The organism is Leifsonia sp. Leaf336 (assembly GCF_001423695.1).
Classification (GTDB): Bacteria; Actinomycetota; Actinomycetes; order Actinomycetales; family Microbacteriaceae; genus Leifsonia.
Genome location: NZ_LMOZ01000003.1, coordinates 919797 through 937667, shown reverse-complemented (window position 1 = coordinate 937667; position 17871 = coordinate 919797). Strand labels below are relative to the sequence as shown.

Genomic DNA, 17871 nt, shown 5'->3' with positions numbered 1-17871 from the left:
CGTGAAGCCGTAAGTGATATTCAGGCCGAGCTGGCGTCGTACGAACACGCGCACTCCGTGCTCGCCCAGTACGGGAACCTTGACCATGACGACCTCACAGAGGCGCTGCTGGAGGCGCGGGAGCGTCTTCGTCTGATCGAGGAGCAGATCGAACGCAACAACGACTTCTTCACCCAACTCCAAGCAGTGTTCACCGGAGATCTGGAGAANGGAGGCGCGGGAGCGTCTTCGTCTGATCGAGGAGCAGATCGAACGCAACAACGACTTCTTCACCCAACTCCAAGCAGTGTTCACCGGAGATCTGGAGAAACTTGCCTACCAGAACACCGTGCTCGAGCGACTCAAAGACCAAGTCGAGAGCGAGATCGACGACCTCAAGGAAAAGATCGACAAGCTGGAGTGGTTCGTCGCTGACGTGTCGAAATACTTCTCCGACAGTCTGGAGGTGATGCGCCTCGCCACGCAGGCTGCTGTCGAGTTGGACAAGGTCGCGGTCGAGGCCGACGGCAGCTACTACACGAACGGTGTGGACCTCGCACTCATTCGCGGGCTGTCCGCTGCGAAGATTTCCACGCACGGCCACGCCGACGTCAGTGTCCCAGCACAACCTGGGACGGTTCAAGAAGACAACTTCGGATACCCGCTTGGTTACTTACATCAGTACGACCTCGGGCCATACATGAACGACAAGACCCCGGAGGAGGTCTTCGCGTATATCAAAACTCATTTCGGCCAGGTGTTTCCGCCAGCTTGGAGGCGTGACGGCTCCGCTCAAGACGTCACGTTGACTCGCGTCGGCCAAGTGACCCACACCAGATTGGCGGACCTAGAAAACGAAGGTCTGACCTCCGGGGACATCAGAGTCACCAAGCTCACCGACACCAGCTACACCATCGAGGCTCTCCCCGGCCACCCGGAGTACCCGGGTACCGTTGAGTTCACCGTGCGAGCAGGAGCCAACGGGCACAACTTTCTTGACGTAAAAGCTGGCTTCGAGAAGTCGACACCAGAAGGGTGGGACGACGCATACTCACTCTTCACAGGAGTGCTCTGGACGGGTTACGCGGCGAACCTTCAAGCCGCGATGGGACACCCGCCGCTCCCCGCGAAGCCCCCGCAGAAGTGAATCGCGACCTCCACCCGATAGGCAACGCGAGTGAACCGGGTAAGCCACGGCGCCACGGACCTTGGTTGGTCGTCGTCGTCGCCGTCGTCTTCGTTCAATTCGATCTGTGGGCGCGTACGATCTCTTCGCAACACTGGGGCTACTTCCCGGTTTTCGTCGTCATGTTCTTCCTCCTTGGAGCGATTGGCGGTCTTGCGCTCGGCGGGACCGCGTATCTTTTCAACCGTCTTCTCGGTCTCCTCGGAGTCGCGCTTCATTGGCTCGTGGCAGGTCTCTGCGCGGGGCTCTTCTGGGTCGGATGGACGCGCCTCCAGTCTTGGTCCGTCTTCTGGGGAACATGGCTGATGTGGGCCGACCTCATAGTCGGACTCGTGCTGCCGTTCGCAACGCTGCTCCTTCGGCCTCCTGGAGCAGAGACCCGGACGAACGACGTCAGCCGCCCATGACCGAAAATGAGTCGCAGGTCGTGTAGAGGCGCGCGTATGAGAAGCTCGGAAGCTCACTCAGCTGCTCCGAGATGGCATCAGTTTCAAGGAAAGCATGACCTGTGGGCCTCTTCGGCGTTCTCACGAACATCGGCGATACGAGATTCGAGAACCTGGACGCGGGGCATTCCGGTCGCGCGAGAGCGTTGACGCAGTAGTCAGATGCTCCCTGCTAGTGGATGTCACGGACTCCCTCTTGGCGCGCGCTGTTAGTGCTACCGCTCCAGCGGCCTCCACACCACGACCTGATTGCTGCGGCGCACGCGGGTGCCCGCGCGCATCGAGACGACCTCGCCCTCCGAGCCGGCCGCGAAGACGCGGCGGCCCGGGCGGTTGAGGAGTTCGTCGGCCAGTGCCGACTCGAGCTCGCGCACGCGGCCGCTCAGCGCGTTCACGTGGTCTTCGAGCTCCAGGATGCGGCGGATGCCCTCCAGGCTCACGCCCTCGGAGCCGAGACGCGCGATCTCCTGCAGCTTCTCGATGTCGCGCATGGAGTAGCGCCGCGACTTACCGGCCGTCCGGCCGGGGCTCACCAGCCCGAGCCGGTCGTACTGGCGCAAGGTCTGCGGGTGCATCCCGGCCAGCTCGGCCGCGATCGAGATGACGAAGACCTGGGTGTGCTCGTCCATGGGTAGCCTCCGACCCTAGCCTCGGGCCTTGGCGAGAATGTCCTCCCTGGGGTTCTCGTCGGGGAGCTTCTCGGCGAACGCCTCCAGGGCCTCCTTGGCCTCGGCCGACAGGTGCGACGGCACCGCGATCTGCACCACGGCCAGCAGGTCGCCCGTGCCCTTCGCGGTCTGGACGCCCCGGCCCTTCACGCGCAGCACACGGCCGCTCGGGGTGCCGGGCGCGACGCGCAGCTTGACGGGGTCGCCACCGAGCGTGGGCACCTCGATGGTCGCGCCGAGCGCGGCCTCCGCGAACGTGACCGGCACGGTGACTCGCAGGTTGAGTCCGTCGCGCTCGAACACCGGGTGCTTGCGCACGGTGACGGTGAGGACGATGTCGCCGGGCTCGCCGCCGTCCGGGCTGGGCTGGCCCTTGCCGCGCAGCTTGATCTTCTGCCCGTCGGCGACGCCGGCGGGGATCTTCACCTTGAACGGCTTGCCGTCGGCCGCCTGGAGGCTGATGGTCTCGCCCTTGGTGGCGGTGACGAAGTCGATGGTGGTGTGCGCGGTGACGTCGTTGCCGCGGGTGGGGCCGCCGTAGCCGCGGAAGCCTCCGCTGGCGCTGCCGAACCGACCGTTGCCGAACAGGCCGCCGAAGACGTCGTCGAAGCCGCCCTGGCCGCCCTGCTGGAACGTGTAGCGCTGACCGCCGGCGTCCTGGGCGCCGAACATCCCGCCGAAGACGTCGTCGAAGCCGCCCTGACCTCCCGAGCCCGGCGCGGTGAACCGCGCTCCCGAGCCCATGGCGCGAATCTGGTCGTACTCCTTGCGCTGCTCGGGATCGCTCAGCACCGAGTTGGCCTCGCTGATCTCCTTGAACTTGGCCTCGGCCGCCGCGTCGCCCGGGTTGGAGTCGGGGTGGTACTTGCGGGCGAGCTTGCGATAGGTCTTCTTGAGCTCGGCCTCGCTGACGTCCTTGGAGACGCCTAGGACCTTGTAGAAGTCCTTGTCGAACCAGTCCTGGCTTGCCACGGCGCCTCCTCTCCTGTCGTTGTCATCTGTCTCGAAGTCTGCATGTTCTGTCGAGCGAGGAGCGGCGGGACACGCGTCCCGCCGCTCCCGGCGCTCATCGTCCGGCCGGTCAGGCCGGGGTGGAGACGACCACCTTCGCCACCCGCACCACGGTGGAGCCCAGCCGGTAGCCGGTCTCCACCACCTCGGCGACGGTGTCGGCCGTCGCATCGGGGGTGGGCTGCTGGAAGATCGCCTCGTGGATCTGCGGGTCGAAGGGCTCGCCCTTCTCGCCGTACGGGGTGAGGCCGAGCCGCTCGACCGCGGTGCGCAGCTTGCCCGCGATGGCCGCGAACGCGCTGCCCTCCGTCAGGTCGCCGTGCTTGTCCGCACGCTCCAGGTCGTCGAGCACCGGGATGAGGCCCTTGACGGCCTCGCCGATGGCGCGTTCGCGCTCGACCTCCCGGTTGGCCTCGGTGCGCTTGCGGTAGTTCGCGTACTCCGCGGTCACCCGCTGGAGGTCGGCGAGCCGCTCCGCCGCGACCTGGTCGGCCGTGGTCTGACCCGACAGGATGTCGAGGTCGTCATCCGAGAGGATGCTCGCCTCGGCATCGTCGGACGGACCCACGTCGACCAGTTCTTCGTGCGCGAGGTCGTGCTCTTCGCCCTGCGGCTCCCGAACCTTGCCGGTCTCGGGGTCGATCCTCCGCTTGTCGCGGATGATCGGCTCCTCGCGTTCGGGCTCTTCCGAGCCGTGCCCGTCGCGGTTCTGGTCGCTCATGGTTACTTCTTCTCCTCGTCCTCGACGACCTCGGCGTCGATGACGTCCTCGTCGTCGGAGGAGGATCCCTCACCCTGAGCGCCCGCCTCACCGGCGTCGCCGGCCGGGGCCTCGGACGCCTGCGCGGCCGAGTAGATCGCCTGGCCCAGCTTCTGCTGGCTCTCGTTGAGCTTGTCGTACGCGGTCTTCACGGCCTCGTCGTCATCGCCGGCGAGAGCGGTCTTCAGCGCGTCGACGTCGCCCTGGACCTCGTTCTTGACGTCCTCGGGCAGCTTGTCCTCGTTGTCCTTGATCAGCTTCTCGATCGAGTAGACGAGCTGCTCGGCCTGGTTGCGGGTCTCGGCGGACTCGCGGCGCTTCTTGTCCTCCGCCGCGTGCTCTTCGGCCTCGCGCACCATGCGCTCGATGTCGTCCTTCGGCAGGCTGGAGCCGCCGGTGATCGTCATCGACTGCTCCTTGCCGGTGCCCTTGTCCTTGGCGGACACGTGCACGATGCCGTTGGCGTCGATGTCGAAGGTGACCTCGATCTGCGGGATGCCGCGGGGGGCCGGGGCGATGCCGGTCAGTTCGAAGGTGCCGAGCGGCTTGTTGTCGCGGGTGAACTCGCGCTCGCCCTGGAAGACCTGGATCGCGACGGACGGCTGGTTGTCGTCGGCCGTGGTGAAGGTCTCGCTGCGCTTGGTGGGGATGGCCGTGTTGCGCTCGATGAGCTTGGTCATGATGCCGCCCTTGGTCTCGATGCCGAGGGACAGCGGGGTGACGTCGATCAGGAGGACGTCCTTGCGCTCGCCCTTGAGGACACCGGCCTGCAGCGCGGCGCCGACGGCGACGACCTCGTCAGGGTTCACGCCCTTGTTGGGCTCCTTGCCGCCGGTCTCCTGCTTCACGAGCTCGCTCACGGCGGGCATGCGGGTGGAGCCGCCGACGAGCACGACGTGCGCGATGTCGCCGACCTTGATGCCGGCCTCGCGGATGACGTCCTGGAACGGCTTCTTGGTGCGGTCGAGGAGGTCGCTGGTCATCTGCTCGAACTGGGCGCGGGTGAGCGTCTCGTCGAGGTTGGCCGGACCGTTCTCGGTGAGCGACAGGTACGGCAGCTGGATGCTGGTGCTCATCGAGGAGCTGAGCTCCTTCTTGGCCTGCTCCGCGGCCTCCTTGAGACGCTGCAGCGCGATCTTGTCCTTCGAGACGTCGACGCCGGTCGAGTCCTTGAAGCGCTTGATCAGCCAGTCGACGACGCGCTGGTCCCAGTCGTCGCCGCCGAGGCGGTTGTCGCCGGCGGTCGCGCGCACCTGGATGGTCGAGAAGTCGTCGTCCTTGCCCACCTCGAGGAGGGAGACGTCGAACGTGCCGCCACCGAGGTCGAAGACGAGGATGAGCTCGTCCTCCTTGCCCTTGTCGAGGCCGTAGGCGAGCGCGGCCGCGGTCGGCTCGTTGATGATGCGGAGCACGTTCAGGCCCGCGATCTCACCGGCCTCCTTGGTGGCCTGGCGCTCGGCGTCGTTGAAGTACGCCGGAACGGTGATGACGGCGTCGGTGACGGTGTCGCCGAGGTACTGCTCGGCGTCGCGCTTCAGCTTCTGGAGGATGCGGGCCGAGATCTCCTGGGCGGTGTACTTCTTGCCGTCGATCTCCTGGGTCCAGTCGGTGCCCATGTGGCGCTTGACGGACGAGATGGTGCGGTCGACGTTGGTGACCGCCTGGCGCTTCGCGGTCTCACCGACGAGCACCTCGCCGTCCTTCGTGAACGCGACGACGGACGGGGTGGTGCGGAAGCCCTCCGCGTTGGCGATGACCGTGGGCTCGCCGCCCTCGAGCACCGAGACGACGGAGTTGGTGGTTCCGAGGTCGATTCCTACTGCACGTGACATATGTGCTTTCTCTCCTTTGTTGCTGGCTGCTGCCGGTGTAAGTCTGGGGGTCAAGAGTTGAGCCTCGACGGCTCAAGCTTGTCACCCCGGTGGGGAGACTGTCAACCCGTCAAGTTCAAAACTTGAGTACATCTGACTCAACTTTGGGAGACTTGCAGGTATTCCCTGATCAGGGCTGAGTCCGCGAACCGACCAGTGCCCCGCGGTGTCGCGCTCGTAGCGCAGACGGCGATGCAGCCGATCCGGGCTGCCCTGCCAGAACTCGATCGTCGACGGCACCACCCGGTATCCCCACCAGTCGGCCGGCCGGGCGATCGGCACGCCCTCCGCCAGCAGTTCGTCCGCCCTGCGGTGGAGGGAGTCGAAGTCGTCGAGCGCGTCGTCCTGCCGGGAGGCGACGGTCGCGGCGCGCGCTGCGGGCGGCCGGTCGGCGCATAGGGCGTCGGAGGCGTCGGCATCCAGCACCTCGACGGGGCCATCGAGACGCACCTGCAGGACCAGCTCCCGCCAGTACACCGTCACGCTGGCGCGCGGATTGGCGGCCAGTTCCCTGCCTTTGCGGCTCGACGACGAGGTGCCGAACACGGCTCCATCTGCCGTCAGCTCGGCGAGCCGCACCGTGCGGGACGACGGGATCCCGTCCGGGGTGGCGGTGGCCAGGGTCGCGGCGAGCGCCTCCCGAACCGCTCTCTCCTCGGCCTTGCGCAACCATGCCACGAGCAGCACGCCGGGATCGGGCGCAGAGCCCGCGGGCGGCAGGTCGGCGGCGGGGAGCAGAGGCATGGCGTCGCCGGTGAGGAAGTCGGACATGGTCCGACCGTACTCGCGTGGAGGTCAGCCGAGCAGCGGGGCGTCGCTGTCGGAGGGTGCCGGGTCGGGGAGGCGGCGCATCCGGAGCGCATTGCCCGCGCCCAGCAGGCCGGCGACCAGCGGCACCAGCAGCGCCACCTGCAGCGCGATCGGCCGCGCCTCGGTGTTGATGCGGATGACCTCGGCGCGCACCGGCGGCGTCTCGGTGGCGAGCTGCTTCTCGAGCTGGGTGTTCGACATCACCTGCGCGTCCTCCTCGAGCGCAGACGCGACCTGCTGCTTGTCGTCCGCCGGCAGCACCGTGCTGGCGTTCGTCATCGAGGTGAAGGTGAACGCCAGCGTCGCCAGCATGATGGCGCCGGCGAACGCGAGGCCGAAGGACAGCCCGAACGACCCCGCCGCCGAGTTGACTCCCGCGGCCTCGCTGACACGCTCGTCGCTGATCGGCGACAGCGTGTAGTTGTTGAGCTGCGACACCAGGAGGCCCAGCCCGGCGCCGGAGATGATCAGAGGCACGGTGAGGTACCACCCGTTGGTGGCGATCGGCACGAGCGGCAGTAGGATGACGATCCCGACCACCGACAGCACGAACCCGAGCAGGATCAGGTTCGCCGGTCGTCCCTTCGCCCTCCGGCCCGCCAGCAGGGCGACGACGAACATGCTCAGCGAGAGCGGCGCGATCGACAAGCCCGCCTGCAGAGCGTTGTACTCCAGCACCATCTGCAGGTAGATCGGCAGCGCGATCATCGTGCCGCCGAGCGACACCTGCTGCAGCAGCTGGCCGCTGACGCCGGTCCGGAACAGCTTGGAGGAGAACAGGCCGGGGTCGAGGAGGGTCGGCTTGCCGCGGCGGCTGCGGGAACGCAGCCAGAACACCAGCCCGGCGAGCGCAGCCGCACCGACGACGATGAGCAGCAGGACGTACTCGCCGCCCTCCTGCCACACCAGGATGCCGGTGACGATGCCGCCCATCCCGACGACAGACAGCAGTGCGCCCACCAGGTCGATCGACCGGGAGCCCGTGTACGGGACGTCCTTGACCAGCCCGATGCCGGCGAGCACGACGGCGATGATGACGGCCTCCAGCAGGAACCCGACGCGCCACGACAGGAACGTCGTGATGAACCCGCCGAGCAGCGGGCCGACCGCGGCCGCGATGGCGGCGGACGCGCCGACGAGCGCGTAGACGCGCTTCTGGTGCGCGCCCTCGAAGTTGCCGTGGATCAGCGACTGCATCGACGGCAGCAGCAACGAGGCGCCGATCCCGCCGATGAGCGCCCAGAAGACGATGATGGCCGAGAGGTTCTGCGCGAGCGTCATGGCGATGGCGCCGACCGCGTAGCCGAGCAGCCCCAGGATGTACGCGAGCTTGCGACCGATCAGGTCGCCGGTCTTGCCCCCGATGAGGATGAACGCCGCCGAGACCAGCGCCTCCAGCGCGATCGCGCCCTGCACCCCGCTGACGGTGGTGTGGAGGTCGTGGACGACCGCGGAGATCGACACATTCATGAGCGACGTGTCGACGACGAGCACGAACATCGCCATCGCCAGGAGGATCGCGAGCCGGAAGTTGAAGGGCGCCTCCGCGCCGTCCCCAGCACTCATGCGCACACGCTGGCACATCGCCCCCGGGTTTGGCGACAGCGGATTCACACCGTCCGCACAACCCGCCTCGATAGCGTCGAAGACATGGATCCGGACCCCGCCCCGCTTCTCTCCACCCGCGCGATCGAGGCCCTGCAGAGCATCGATCCCGCGACGCTGAGCGAGGTGCAGGCGTTCCGGGAGGACTTCGCGCGGTTCATCATGCCGTACAAGTTCGGCATCGACGAGATCTCCACCAAGGTGTCCATCCTCCGCGAGGAGTTCGCCGAGCTGCACGAGTACAACCCGATCGAGCACATCTCCAGCCGACTCAAGTCCGCCGAGAGCATCGAGCAGAAGGTGCTCCGCAAGAACTGCGAGCCGTCGTTCGATGCGATCCGCGAGGCCATCACCGACATCGCCGGCGTGCGCATCGTGTGCTCGTTCGTCTCCGACGTCTACCGCGTCTTCGAGCTGCTGACCGCGCAGGAGGACGTGCGCGTGCTGCGCGTGAAGGATTACATCGCGCACCCCAAGCCGAACGGCTACAAGAGCCTCCACATCATCGTGGAGGTACCGGTCTTCCTCAGCGGCGGCCCGGTCGCCGTGCCGGTCGAGATCCAGCTGCGCACGGTCGCGATGGACTTCTGGGCGAGCCTCGAGCACAAGATCTACTACAAGTACGACGGGGAGGTCCCCGAGTCGCTGCTGCGCGACCTCACCGCCGCCGCCAGCACGGCCGGCCAGCTCGACATCACCATGGAGGACATCCACCGCCAGGTGCGCGGGGACGGCGGCGGCGTCCACTACGCCCTGCCGATCTCGGTGTAGGCGTCGCGTGCGGCCGTGGCCGGCGCGCGTGCGAGGATGTCGGGGTGACCGACAGCGACGAGCCTCTTCGTGAGCCGACGGCGGCGGACGCGGAAGCCGCACGGGCGGACGACGCTGCGGCGTTCCGAGCACGCCGCTCGCGCGCGCTCGTCATCATCCTCGTCGTCGCCCTCCTCGTGCTGCTCGCCGACCAGCTCACCAAGCTCTGGGCGACCTCCTCACTGAAGGAGGGCGAGTACCACTCGCTGATCGGCACGCTGCTCGGGCTCCAGCTGACGTACAACTCGGGCGCCGCGTTCTCGTTCCTGGTGAACGCGACCTGGGTGTTCACGATCGTCGCCGCGCTCGCCGTGATCGCGCTGCTCTGGTTCTCGCGGGTGGTCGGCTCGCGGTCGTGGGCGGTCGCGTTCGGGCTGCTGCTCGGAGGCGCGGTCACGCACCTCGGCGACCGGCTGTTCCGCGCGCCCTCGTTCGGCCAGGGGCACGTCGTCGACTTCATCGCCTACGCGAACTGGTTCATCGGGAACGTCGCCGACATCGCGATCTTCTTCGGCGCCCTCCTCGCGCTCGTGCTCGCGGTGGCCGGGGTGCCGCTGCGCGGCGGGCCACGGCAGGTGCGCCAGCCGTAGCGCCTCCTGGCCGGAGGCGGTGCAGCGGGCCGCAGCCTGACCGACGTACGATCGGCCCATGGCATTCACCGGTTTCGACGAGGACGCCATCGCGTTCTACCGCGAGCTGACCCTGAACAACGAGCGGGCGTTCTGGCTGGCGAACCGCGACCGCTACGAGACGCGGGTGGCCGGGCCGATGCACGATCTCGCCGCCGCGCTCGAGCCGCGGTTCGGGCCGGCCCGGCTGTTCCGCCCCTACCGCGACGTACGGTTCTCACCCGACAAGTCGCCATACAAGACGCACGCGGCGCTGACGTTCGAACGCGGCGGCTACGTGCAGGTCTCCGCCGAAGGCCTCGCAGGCGGCGCGGGCGCATACCAGCTCGACAAGGAGCAGCTCGACCGGTACCGGCGCGCGGTGGACGCGCCGCGCACCGGGGCCGAACTGGAGGCCGCGCTCGCCGAACTGCGGGCCAAGGACGTCGGCATCGAGATCCCGGAAGCGCTCAAGACCTCCCCGCGGGGCTTCGACGCCCACCATCCCCGCGCCGAGCTGCTGCGCTACAAGGGGATCATCACATGGGCCGACTGGGGCGTTCCCGACTGGTTCGCCACTCCGGAGGCCGCCGAGCGCATCGCGGCGTTCCTGGACGACAGCGCGCCGCTGACGCGGTGGCTGCGAGCCAATGTGACCGGCACGCCGGACTGACGGCGCCGGCGTTCACCGCCTGTTCCCCGCCACGTCCTACGCTGTCCCCATGACCAGCGACAGACCGGCGAGCGCCGGACCGGGCGGCGACGGCGACGCCCTCGTTGCAGCAGCGCCGCTCTTCGGCGACAGCTCGGCCGACCGCCGCATCCCGCGCAGCTGGGTGGCGGCCTGGGCGCTGTGGGACGCAGGCGGGGCGGCGTTCAACGCGGTCATCACGACGTTCGTCTTCACCGTCTACCTGACCAGCGAGTACTTCATCTCGCCCGCGCTCCTCTCGGCGCAGGACGCCGAGAAGAGCGCCTCCGGGCCGGCCCACCACGCGGTAACGGTCGCGATCGCCGACCTCTCCAGCGGGCTCGCGTGGGGCATCGGGATCGCCGGCATCGTCGTGGCCGTCCTCGCGCCGGTGCTCGGCCGGCGCACCGACGGGTCGGGGCGCCGCAAGCTCTGGCTCGGCATCAACACCGGCGTGGTCGTCGTCGTCACGGCGCTGATGTTCTTCGTCGTCGGGGAGCCCGCGTTCTTCCTCTTCGGCGTCGTGCTCGTCGGCGTCGGCACCGTTTTCTACGAGATCGCGACCGTCAACTACAACGCGATGCTCGTGCAGGTCTCGACACCCAAGACCGTCGGCCGGGTCAGCGGTCTCGGCTGGGCCAGCGGCTACTTCGGCGGAATCCTGCTGCTCGTGATCGTGCTCGTGCTGCTCGCATCGCCCAACGGCGACGGCACAGGAGGCATCCTCCGCGTCACCACCGACCAGGGCCTCAACTACCGGCTGGTCGCGATCGTCGCGGCGATCTGGACGCTCGCGCTGTCGGTCCCGGTGCTCGTGCGCGTGCCCGAGGCGCCGGCGAACCAGCGCCTCCCCCGCGTCGGCTTCTTCGCCTCCTACCGGCTGCTGTTCCGCGACATCGCGGTGCTGTGGCGGGAGAGCCGCAACACGGTGATGTTCCTCATCTCCTCTGCGCTGTTCCGCGACGGGCTGGTGGGCGTCTTCACCTTCGGCGGCATCCTCGCCAAGGGGACGTTCGGCTTCACGCAGTCGGGTGTGATCGTGTTCGCGATCGCGGCGAACGTGGTCGCGGGAGTCAGCACGATTCTGTCAGGCCGGTTCGACGACCGGTTCGGCGCCAAGCCGGTGATCGTGACCGCGCTCATCGGCCTGGTCATCGCCGGGCTGGCGGTGTTCTTCCTGCACGACTCCGGCGCGATCGTCTTCTGGGTGTTCGGCCTCATCCTCTGCCTGTTCGTCGGCCCCGCGCAGTCGGCGAGCCGCACGTTCCTCGCACGGATCACGCCTTCGGGGCGGGAGGGCGAGGTGTTCGGCCTCTACGCGACCTGCGGCCGAGCGGTCTCGTTCGTCGCGCCTCTGCTGTTCGCGATGTTCGTCGCGATCGGAGGCGCTCAGTACTGGGGCATCCTCGGGATCGTGCTGGTGCTGCTGGTCGGGCTGCTCCTCCTGTTGCCGGTGCGGTCGCCCCGGTAGGTTCCGGAGGAGATCCGCCCGGCTGCGTTGGCTGGAAGCGGGGTGCGGAGGTGTTCCGGGTGGTGTCGGCCGGGATCTCCTCCGTTCGCGACGGGGCTCAGCGCGGCCAGGCCCGCACGAACCGGTCGAAGAGCTCGGCGAAGGTGCGGGCCTCCTCCGGCGTGAAGGAGGCCAGGGCCGCCTCGACGGCGGACCTCCGGTGGTTCTGCACGTCGCCCAGCTGGGAGCGCCCGGCAGCGGTGAGCTGGAGGAGCGCGCGCCGCGCGTCGGACGGGTCGGGGACCCGGCGCACCAGTCCGCGCTCGACGCCCTCCTGCACCAGCCGGCTCGCGCGCGGCTGATCGACGCCGATCGCGGTCGCGAGCGAGCTGACGGAGAGCTGGCGATCCTCCGCCTCGGCCGCGGCCAGCGCCTCCAGCATGCGGAAGCGTGCCATGCGGCCCAGGGACCCGTCACGGCTGCGGCGACCGGGGCCCGGCCGCGCGGAGTCGCCGAACGGGCCGGGGAAACCGCCCCACGGGCCACGCTGCGCCCAGCCGTGCGCGCTGTCGTGGCCGTTCTCTCCGTGGCCGTGATCCGCGTGCGTGTGATCGCCATGCGTGTGATCGCCATGCGTGTGATCGCCGTGGTGGCCGGGGTGGCCTCCCTGCCCCCAGGGGCCTTGTGCTCCCCACGGGCCCTGCGGCCGACGGCGGGACTGGTCGCGGCGCACCGCCACCAGCGACCGCTCGATCAACTCGACGATGTCCGCTTGCGGCGAACCGCTCTGCTCTTGACGATCCTCACCCATGCATGTAACTATACATTTACTTGTAACAGTACATAGAAAAAGAAGGGGGTCTTTCGATGACGAACATCGACGACTCGAACACCACGCCGCCGGGCTACTGGTTCGGCGAGCTGAACGGGCGCCTCCGTGACCGGATGCGCGACGAACTCCACGACCTCGGCCTCGGCCGCCGCGGGTGGCGCATCCTGCACACCCTGGCCGACGGTCCGGCCACCGCGGAGGACCTGGCCGCCGCCCTGCCCCGCCATGGCCGTCGCGGCCACGCGGGACGACCCGACCACGGAGACCGGGACCAGCACACGGACACGGGCACGGCCACGGACCACGGAACGGACGCACCCGCCGGCCAGCACGAATGGCGCGGACATCCCGACTGGATGCGCCGCGAATGGGAGCGCCGCCAGGAGATGTACCGCGCCTGGATGCAACACGACCGGGAGCACCCGCACCCCGACCCGCGCGACCACGACCACGACCACGAGCACGAGCACGGCGCCGACCACGACCAGCACGAGCACGACGAGCACGAGCACCACGACCACCAGCACGACCACCACGAGCACGACCACCACGAGCACGACCACCACTCCGGCGGACACGGTTCGCAGCAGGCCTTCGAGCGCGGGTTCGAGCGCGGATTCGTCCGTGGCCTCGAGCGCGGAACGCCGTTCGGCCCTGGGCGGTTCGGCCCCGGAGGCTTCGGCGCGGGCGGCTTCGGCGCGGGCGGCTTCGGCCCCGGCCGTTTCGGGCGCGGCCCGTACGGGCAGGCCCACGGCTTCGGCTACGGTCACGGCTACGCTCCCGGTTTCGGTCGGCCTCCCTTCGCGGGACGCGGCGGCTGCGGCGGCCATCACCGCGCGGGCGTCGATCGCGTCCTCGCCGACTTCGTCGAGCGCGGCTGGGTCTGGTTCGACGGCGACGACGCCACGCTGACCGACGAGGGACGCGCCGCCCACGACGCGGCCTTCGAGCGCATCCGCGCCCTCCGGGCCTCCGTCACCGAGGGCATCGACCCGGCCGACCTGGCCACGACCTTGGCGACACTGGAGGCCATGGCACGCAACCTCGGGTGGACTCCCGAGGCCGAGCAGCCCGAGCAGGCCGAGCAGCCCCAGCAGCCCGAGGACCACGGTTCGTCCACCACCACCACCGACGGCGAGACCCGCAGCGACGACCCGGCGACCGACTGACCGGACGCGGGCGGCACCGCACGGGTGCCGCCCCGCCGGCCGAGCCTAGGATGGACGCATGACGCCACCGCGCGAAGAGGTCGTGCTGCTCTCCGACGACGGCACCACCCCCATCGGAACCGCGGACAAGGCGACCGTGCACACCACGCACACACCGCTTCACCTGGCCTTCTCGTGCCATGTATTCGACGGCGAGGGCCGCATCCTCGTGACCCGGCGCGCGCTCGGCAAGGCCACCTGGCCGGGCGTATGGACGAACTCGTTCTGCGGCCATCCCGCCCCCGGGGAGTCGATGGAGGACGCGATCGCCCGCCGGGCGGCCGACGAGCTCGGTGCGACGGTCGAGAACCTGGTCGTCGTGCTCCCCGACTTCCGTTATCGCGCCACCGACGCCGCCGGCATCGTCGAGTACGAGGTCTGCCCCGTCTACACGGCGACCATCGCGAGCGACCTCCACCCGGTCGCGGCGGAGGTCGCCGAGTTCGAGTGGGTCGATCCGCGGGTGCTGCTGGCGGCGGTCGACGCGACCCCCTGGGCGTTCAGCCCGTGGCTGACGCTGCAATTGCCCGCGCTCTACGCGGACGACGCACCCGAAGCTTCAGGTCAGCTGTGAGTCGCTCTCATTATTTTCCACCTGTGTAATTGACTGTGGATAACTGCTTCGGCGTATGCCGCGAACCGAATCCATTCGGGCGCGAAACAGCTAACCCGGAAAGCAGTTGCGCCTCTGCACCCGCCTGATCCGCCGAGGTGCCGTCAGCCCGTGCGGGTCGCGGAGATGTGCTGCTCGAGCCACCAGGTGCGGCCCTCGTCGTCCGACACCCAGCCGTCCCAGTCGAATGCGTCGTCGGTGATGTTCGAGAAGTTCCAGCGGATCGGGCGGCCGTCGGTCTGCGTGCCGTCCTGGCGGATCCCGTCGCGTCGGTGCGGCGTCGCCACCAGCGTGCAGAAGTCGCCAGCGGCTGCGCCGAACCAGCTCACCCTCCACGCCCCGAGCGTCGAGTCGTAGACACGCACCGTCGAGCCGCGGCCGTCGAGGAGGCCCGGGTCGTCGGCGTCGCGCGCGATGAGCACGTCCTGCACCGCACGGCCGCCGAGCGTGTAGGCGAACACCCATTCCGCGACGGACTCGCGCCACTCCCCCGTCGTCTCGTCGAGGAAGCGCACGTCGGCGCGCCAGCTGCCGACCAACCGGCCGAAGAGCTGCATCCGCTGCGGCCGCTCTGGCGTCGGCCCGGTGGCGATGAGGGCTCGCGCGAAAAGGGAATCGGTCGACTCGCTCATGGGCGGCCCTCTCGGATCGGGGTCAGCTGGACGGTCGTCCGGCTTCGGTCGCGGACACGTCGGTGCGATGGAAGTTGAGGTACGAGCGCGACGCCGTCGGGCCGCGCTGGCCCTGGTACCGCGAGCTGTACTCGGCCGACCCGTACGGGCGCTCGGCCGGCGAGGTCAGCCGGAAGAAGCACATCTGGCCGATCTTCATTCCGGGCCAGAGCTTGATCGGGAGCGTCGCGACATTGCTCAGCTCGAGCGTCACGTGACCGGAGAAGCCGGGGTCGATGAAGCCCGCCGTGGAGTGCGTGAGCAGACCCAGCCTCCCGAGCGAACTCTTTCCTTCGAGCCGCGCGGCGACGTCGTCGGGGAGGCTCACCAACTCGAACGTCGACCCGAGGACGAACTCGCCCGGGTGCAGGATGAACGGCTGGTCCGGGTCGACCTCGACGAACCGGGTCAGCTCGGGCTGATCCTCGGACGGATCGATGAAGGGGTACTTGTGGTTGTCGAACAGGCGGAAGAAGCGATCCAACCGCACGTCGATGCTCGACGGCTGCACCATCGCCGGCTCGTACGGCTCCAGCGCGATGCGCCCAGCACCCAGCTCTGCCTTGATGTCACGATCGGAGAGAAGCACGCGCTCAGCCTACCGGGTGCGGCGGCGCCGCCGTCGGTGCCGCCGTTACCGTCGGAGACCTGACGTAGCCTGGTGCGATGAGCACCACCGCCCCGTCGACCACCGTCCGCATCCGACCGGCCGCCGACGACGAATACGCGGCGATCGGCGAGCTCACCTACGCCGCGTACTCCCACGACTACGCCGACCTCTCCGACGACTACCGCACGCAGCTGCGGCATCCGGAGACCCTCCTCGAGGCGTTCGACTTCTTCGTCGCGGAGGACGACGCCTCCGGCGAGCTGGTCGGCACGATCGCGGTCATGCGCGCCGGCCACGACCCGCACGGGAGCATCGGGCCGCACGAGCTGTACTTCCGCCTGCTGGCCACGCACCCCTCGGCCCGAGGCCGCGGCGTCGGCGCCGAGCTGACCCGCTTCGCGATGGCGGAGGCACGCCGCCGCGGCCAGCGGGCCGTCGTGCTCAACAGCGGCCCCGAGATGCTCGGCGCGCACGCGCTCTACCGCAAGCTCGGCTTCAGCAGGCGCGCCGAGCGGGAGAGCGTCATCGTCCTCCCCGACGGGCGCGAGCTCGAGCTGCTGACGTTCGTCCTCGACCTCGAAGGCTGAGGCCGCGTCACCCCGCGAGCTTCGCCAGGATCCTCCGCAGCTCGGTCGTCTCACGGGCCGTCAAGGGTGCTGTCACCGCCTCCTGAGCGCCATCGAGCGCCGCGTGCAGAGCCGGCAGGAGCTCGCGGCCACCGGATGCGAGGGCGACGATGTTCCGTCGCCGGTCGTCCGGATCGGGCTGCCGTTCGGCGAGTCGGCGTTCCGTGAGGAGGTCCACCGCCACGGCGACGTCTTTGCGGTCGAGTGCGAGGTGTCGCCCGAGATCGGCCTGGCTGAGTTCGCCGTGCTCGTCCAGCGCCGCCAGCACCCGGTAGTGCAGAGGGCGCAGGTCGAAGACGGCGAAGGCGTCGGCGAGAAGCGACTGAGCGCGGGCGTTGGCCCGGTTCAGGAGCCAGGTCGGCGTCGCGGCGACACGGGTGACGGGCATGCTGTCAGCGTACCCGAACTGTTGGATCACCCAACAATCTGTTATCGTTGGGTCACCCAACGATTTGAGGAGCCTGCGATGACCACCTTCGGACCCCAGCTGATCGGAGCGACCGAGAAGACGCTGAACGCTCTGCTGAACCACGTCCTGGCCGAGACCGACCTGACCGAGCCGCAGTGGGTGACGCTCCGGCTCGCGGCGCAGAACGCGTCCGCCGCGCCCCTCGGCGCGGTCCTGCGCGGGCGAGCCCGCTTCGCCGACGCCGACGCGATCATCGACGACCTGAGCCGTCGCGGCCTGATCGCCGGCGACACCCTCACGCCCGCGGGGCGCGAACTGGTCACCGGCCTCGAATCGCGGATCACCTCCCTCACCGCGCCGGTCTGGGCGGAACTCGCACCCGACGACGTCGCCGCGACCGAGCGGGTGCTCACCAGCGTCACGGCACGGGTCGGGGGAATCCTCGACGCCCTCGCCTCCTGACGCCGGCCGTGCGCCGGGCGCCGGCCGACGCCCTCGCGATCACCCCGCGACGGTCGAGCGCTGCCGCGTCAATGCCGCCGCTCCGACCGCGATGTACAGCGCGGCGGCCACGACGAATCCGACAGACATCACGAATGACAGCCAGTCGCTGCCGGTGAACAGTGTCGCCACCCCGGCGAGGAATGTCACGATGATCACGACGAACCCCCAGAGCCCGGCGCGCTGCGCGACCCCGGCACGGCGAGCGGTCGTCCAGACCCGCACGGCCACGACGATCAGCCCGATGCCGACGAGCCCGTGGAGGCCGACGAGGATGCTCCCGAAGACCCGGGCGGCGCCCTCGTTCTCTTCGGGGCTGCCGATGAGGTTCGCCCCCATTCCGAGCAGGAACTGAAGGGCGAGCGCGCTCAGGACCTCCCTGGAGCGGCGGACCAGGTCGGCGGAGGAGGCCGGAGCGGAGGAGTTCGGAGCGGAGGAGTTCGGGATCGTGGACATCGGTGCCCCTTTCGTCACGCCCATTCTGTTCGCGCGTGCCCGTGCTGTCA

The 17871-nt window shown here is 69.0% G+C and carries 20 protein-coding genes; 9 read left to right on the top strand and 11 right to left on the bottom strand.

The genetic code is table 11. The features are described from left to right. Positions 1–1191: 1191 nt before the first annotated feature. Positions 1192–1572 (top strand): hypothetical protein, encoded by a 381-nt coding sequence (locus ASF88_RS19905; protein WP_055922972.1) that lies wholly within the window; start codon positions 1192–1194, stop codon positions 1570–1572. 254 nt (positions 1573–1826) lie between these two features. Here ASF88_RS19905 and ASF88_RS19900 read toward each other — a convergent pair whose 3' ends face one another. The 6 genes from ASF88_RS19900 to ASF88_RS19875 all read right to left on the bottom strand — a co-directional run bounded on the left by ASF88_RS19900 (position 1827) and on the right by ASF88_RS19875 (position 8297). Beyond that, positions 1827–2240: a heat shock protein transcriptional repressor HspR gene (locus tag ASF88_RS19900; protein ID WP_055922970.1), complete on the bottom strand. Its 414-nt coding sequence runs from the start codon at positions 2238–2240 to the stop codon at positions 1827–1829. A gap of 15 nt (positions 2241–2255) precedes the next feature. Continuing rightward, positions 2256–3251: a DnaJ C-terminal domain-containing protein gene (locus ASF88_RS19895; protein ID WP_055922968.1), complete on the bottom strand. Its 996-nt coding sequence runs from the start codon at positions 3249–3251 to the stop codon at positions 2256–2258. Between the two features lie 109 nt (positions 3252–3360). Then, on the bottom strand, positions 3361–4011 hold the full coding sequence (locus ASF88_RS19890) for a nucleotide exchange factor GrpE (protein ID WP_055922966.1): 651 nt from the start codon (positions 4009–4011) through the stop codon (positions 3361–3363). A gap of 2 nt (positions 4012–4013) precedes the next feature. Beyond that, positions 4014–5882, bottom strand: a complete 1869-nt coding sequence (dnaK, locus tag ASF88_RS19885; RefSeq protein WP_055922963.1) for a molecular chaperone DnaK — start codon at positions 5880–5882, stop codon at positions 4014–4016. An 81-nt stretch (positions 5883–5963) separates the two neighbouring features. Then, positions 5964–6692, bottom strand: coding sequence for a pyridoxal 5'-phosphate synthase (locus ASF88_RS19880; RefSeq protein WP_082519086.1), 729 nt, complete (start codon positions 6690–6692; stop codon positions 5964–5966). A 24-nt stretch (positions 6693–6716) separates the two neighbouring features. Then, complete coding sequence (locus ASF88_RS19875) at positions 6717–8297, bottom strand: MFS transporter (protein WP_055922961.1); 1581 nt, start codon at positions 8295–8297, stop codon at positions 6717–6719. 84 nt (positions 8298–8381) lie between these two features. Here ASF88_RS19875 and ASF88_RS19870 point away from each other — a divergent pair, with 84 nt between their 5' ends. Genes ASF88_RS19870 through ASF88_RS19855 form a run of 4 tightly spaced genes read left to right on the top strand, consistent with a single transcriptional unit; the run spans position 8382 to position 11916 of the window. Next, a complete protein-coding gene (locus ASF88_RS19870; protein WP_055922959.1) occupies positions 8382–9107 on the top strand; it encodes a GTP pyrophosphokinase in 726 nt (241 codons plus the stop codon). Positions 9108–9151: 44 nt separating this feature from the next. Continuing rightward, positions 9152–9736 carry a signal peptidase II gene (locus ASF88_RS19865; protein WP_082519085.1) on the top strand — a complete coding sequence of 195 codons (585 nt, stop codon included), beginning with the start codon at positions 9152–9154 and terminating at the stop codon, positions 9734–9736. A 58-nt stretch (positions 9737–9794) separates the two neighbouring features. Next, complete coding sequence (locus ASF88_RS19860) at positions 9795–10427, top strand: DUF2461 domain-containing protein (protein WP_055922957.1); 633 nt, start codon at positions 9795–9797, stop codon at positions 10425–10427. Between the two features lie 49 nt (positions 10428–10476). After that, positions 10477–11916 carry an MFS transporter gene (locus ASF88_RS19855; protein ID WP_055922955.1) on the top strand — a complete coding sequence of 480 codons (1440 nt, stop codon included), beginning with the start codon at positions 10477–10479 and terminating at the stop codon, positions 11914–11916. 97 nt (positions 11917–12013) lie between these two features. Here the strand turns inward: ASF88_RS19855 and ASF88_RS19850 are convergent, their stop codons facing one another. Further along, positions 12014–12706: a MarR family winged helix-turn-helix transcriptional regulator gene (locus tag ASF88_RS19850; RefSeq protein ID WP_235493576.1), complete on the bottom strand. Its 693-nt coding sequence runs from the start codon at positions 12704–12706 to the stop codon at positions 12014–12016. A 56-nt stretch (positions 12707–12762) separates the two neighbouring features. Between ASF88_RS19850 and ASF88_RS20585 the strand changes: the two genes are divergently transcribed. Continuing rightward, positions 12763–13896: a MarR family winged helix-turn-helix transcriptional regulator gene (locus tag ASF88_RS20585; RefSeq protein ID WP_055922953.1), complete on the top strand. Its 1134-nt coding sequence runs from the start codon at positions 12763–12765 to the stop codon at positions 13894–13896. Positions 13897–13954: 58 nt separating this feature from the next. Then, positions 13955–14509 carry an isopentenyl-diphosphate Delta-isomerase gene (idi, locus tag ASF88_RS19840; protein WP_055922951.1) on the top strand — a complete coding sequence of 185 codons (555 nt, stop codon included), beginning with the start codon at positions 13955–13957 and terminating at the stop codon, positions 14507–14509. A gap of 143 nt (positions 14510–14652) precedes the next feature. Here the strand turns inward: idi and ASF88_RS19835 are convergent, their stop codons facing one another. Together ASF88_RS19835 and dcd are read right to left on the bottom strand one after the other, a co-directional pair. After that, a complete protein-coding gene (locus ASF88_RS19835; protein WP_055922949.1) occupies positions 14653–15180 on the bottom strand; it encodes a hypothetical protein in 528 nt (175 codons plus the stop codon). 22 nt (positions 15181–15202) lie between these two features. Continuing rightward, positions 15203–15808, bottom strand: a complete 606-nt coding sequence (dcd, locus tag ASF88_RS19830) for a dCTP deaminase (protein ID WP_055922947.1) — start codon at positions 15806–15808, stop codon at positions 15203–15205. A gap of 77 nt (positions 15809–15885) precedes the next feature. On the opposite strand from dcd, the gene ASF88_RS19825 reads away from it, so the two are divergent. After that, entirely contained in the window at positions 15886–16416 is a 531-nt protein-coding gene (locus ASF88_RS19825; RefSeq protein ID WP_055922945.1) for a GNAT family N-acetyltransferase, read from the top strand. 7 nt (positions 16417–16423) lie between these two features. Here ASF88_RS19825 and ASF88_RS19820 read toward each other — a convergent pair whose 3' ends face one another. Next, complete coding sequence (locus ASF88_RS19820; RefSeq protein ID WP_055923133.1) at positions 16424–16843, bottom strand: MarR family winged helix-turn-helix transcriptional regulator; 420 nt, start codon at positions 16841–16843, stop codon at positions 16424–16426. Between the two features lie 78 nt (positions 16844–16921). Here ASF88_RS19820 and ASF88_RS20850 point away from each other — a divergent pair, with 78 nt between their 5' ends. Continuing rightward, positions 16922–17326: a helix-turn-helix domain-containing protein gene (locus ASF88_RS20850; protein ID WP_055922943.1), complete on the top strand. Its 405-nt coding sequence runs from the start codon at positions 16922–16924 to the stop codon at positions 17324–17326. A 39-nt stretch (positions 17327–17365) separates the two neighbouring features. Here ASF88_RS20850 and ASF88_RS19810 read toward each other — a convergent pair whose 3' ends face one another. Next, positions 17366–17821: a hypothetical protein gene (locus ASF88_RS19810; RefSeq protein ID WP_055922941.1), complete on the bottom strand. Its 456-nt coding sequence runs from the start codon at positions 17819–17821 to the stop codon at positions 17366–17368. Between the last annotated feature and the right edge of the window lie 50 nt (positions 17822–17871).

Coding starts and splice junctions, on each gene's coding strand:
- ASF88_RS19900 (WP_055922970.1), bottom strand. CDS start 2,240: ATGGACGAGCACACCCAGGTCTTCGTCATCTCGATCGCGGCCGAGCTG.
- ASF88_RS19890 (WP_055922966.1), bottom strand. CDS start 4,011: ATGAGCGACCAGAACCGCGACGGGCACGGCTCGGAAGAGCCCGAACGC.
- dnaK (WP_055922963.1), bottom strand. CDS start 5,882: ATGTCACGTGCAGTAGGAATCGACCTCGGAACCACCAACTCCGTCGTC.
- ASF88_RS19880 (WP_082519086.1), bottom strand. CDS start 6,692: ATGTCCGACTTCCTCACCGGCGACGCCATGCCTCTGCTCCCCGCCGCC.
- ASF88_RS19875 (WP_055922961.1), bottom strand. CDS start 8,297: ATGAGTGCTGGGGACGGCGCGGAGGCGCCCTTCAACTTCCGGCTCGCG.
- ASF88_RS19870 (WP_055922959.1), top strand. CDS start 8,382: ATGGATCCGGACCCCGCCCCGCTTCTCTCCACCCGCGCGATCGAGGCC.
- ASF88_RS19860 (WP_055922957.1), top strand. CDS start 9,795: ATGGCATTCACCGGTTTCGACGAGGACGCCATCGCGTTCTACCGCGAG.
- ASF88_RS19855 (WP_055922955.1), top strand. CDS start 10,477: ATGACCAGCGACAGACCGGCGAGCGCCGGACCGGGCGGCGACGGCGAC.
- ASF88_RS19850 (WP_235493576.1), bottom strand. CDS start 12,706: ATGGGTGAGGATCGTCAAGAGCAGAGCGGTTCGCCGCAAGCGGACATC.
- ASF88_RS20585 (WP_055922953.1), top strand. CDS start 12,763: ATGACGAACATCGACGACTCGAACACCACGCCGCCGGGCTACTGGTTC.
- idi (WP_055922951.1), top strand. CDS start 13,955: ATGACGCCACCGCGCGAAGAGGTCGTGCTGCTCTCCGACGACGGCACC.
- ASF88_RS19835 (WP_055922949.1), bottom strand. CDS start 15,180: ATGAGCGAGTCGACCGATTCCCTTTTCGCGCGAGCCCTCATCGCCACC.
- ASF88_RS19825 (WP_055922945.1), top strand. CDS start 15,886: ATGAGCACCACCGCCCCGTCGACCACCGTCCGCATCCGACCGGCCGCC.
- ASF88_RS19820 (WP_055923133.1), bottom strand. CDS start 16,843: ATGCCCGTCACCCGTGTCGCCGCGACGCCGACCTGGCTCCTGAACCGG.
- ASF88_RS20850 (WP_055922943.1), top strand. CDS start 16,922: ATGACCACCTTCGGACCCCAGCTGATCGGAGCGACCGAGAAGACGCTG.
- ASF88_RS19810 (WP_055922941.1), bottom strand. CDS start 17,821: ATGTCCACGATCCCGAACTCCTCCGCTCCGAACTCCTCCGCTCCGGCC.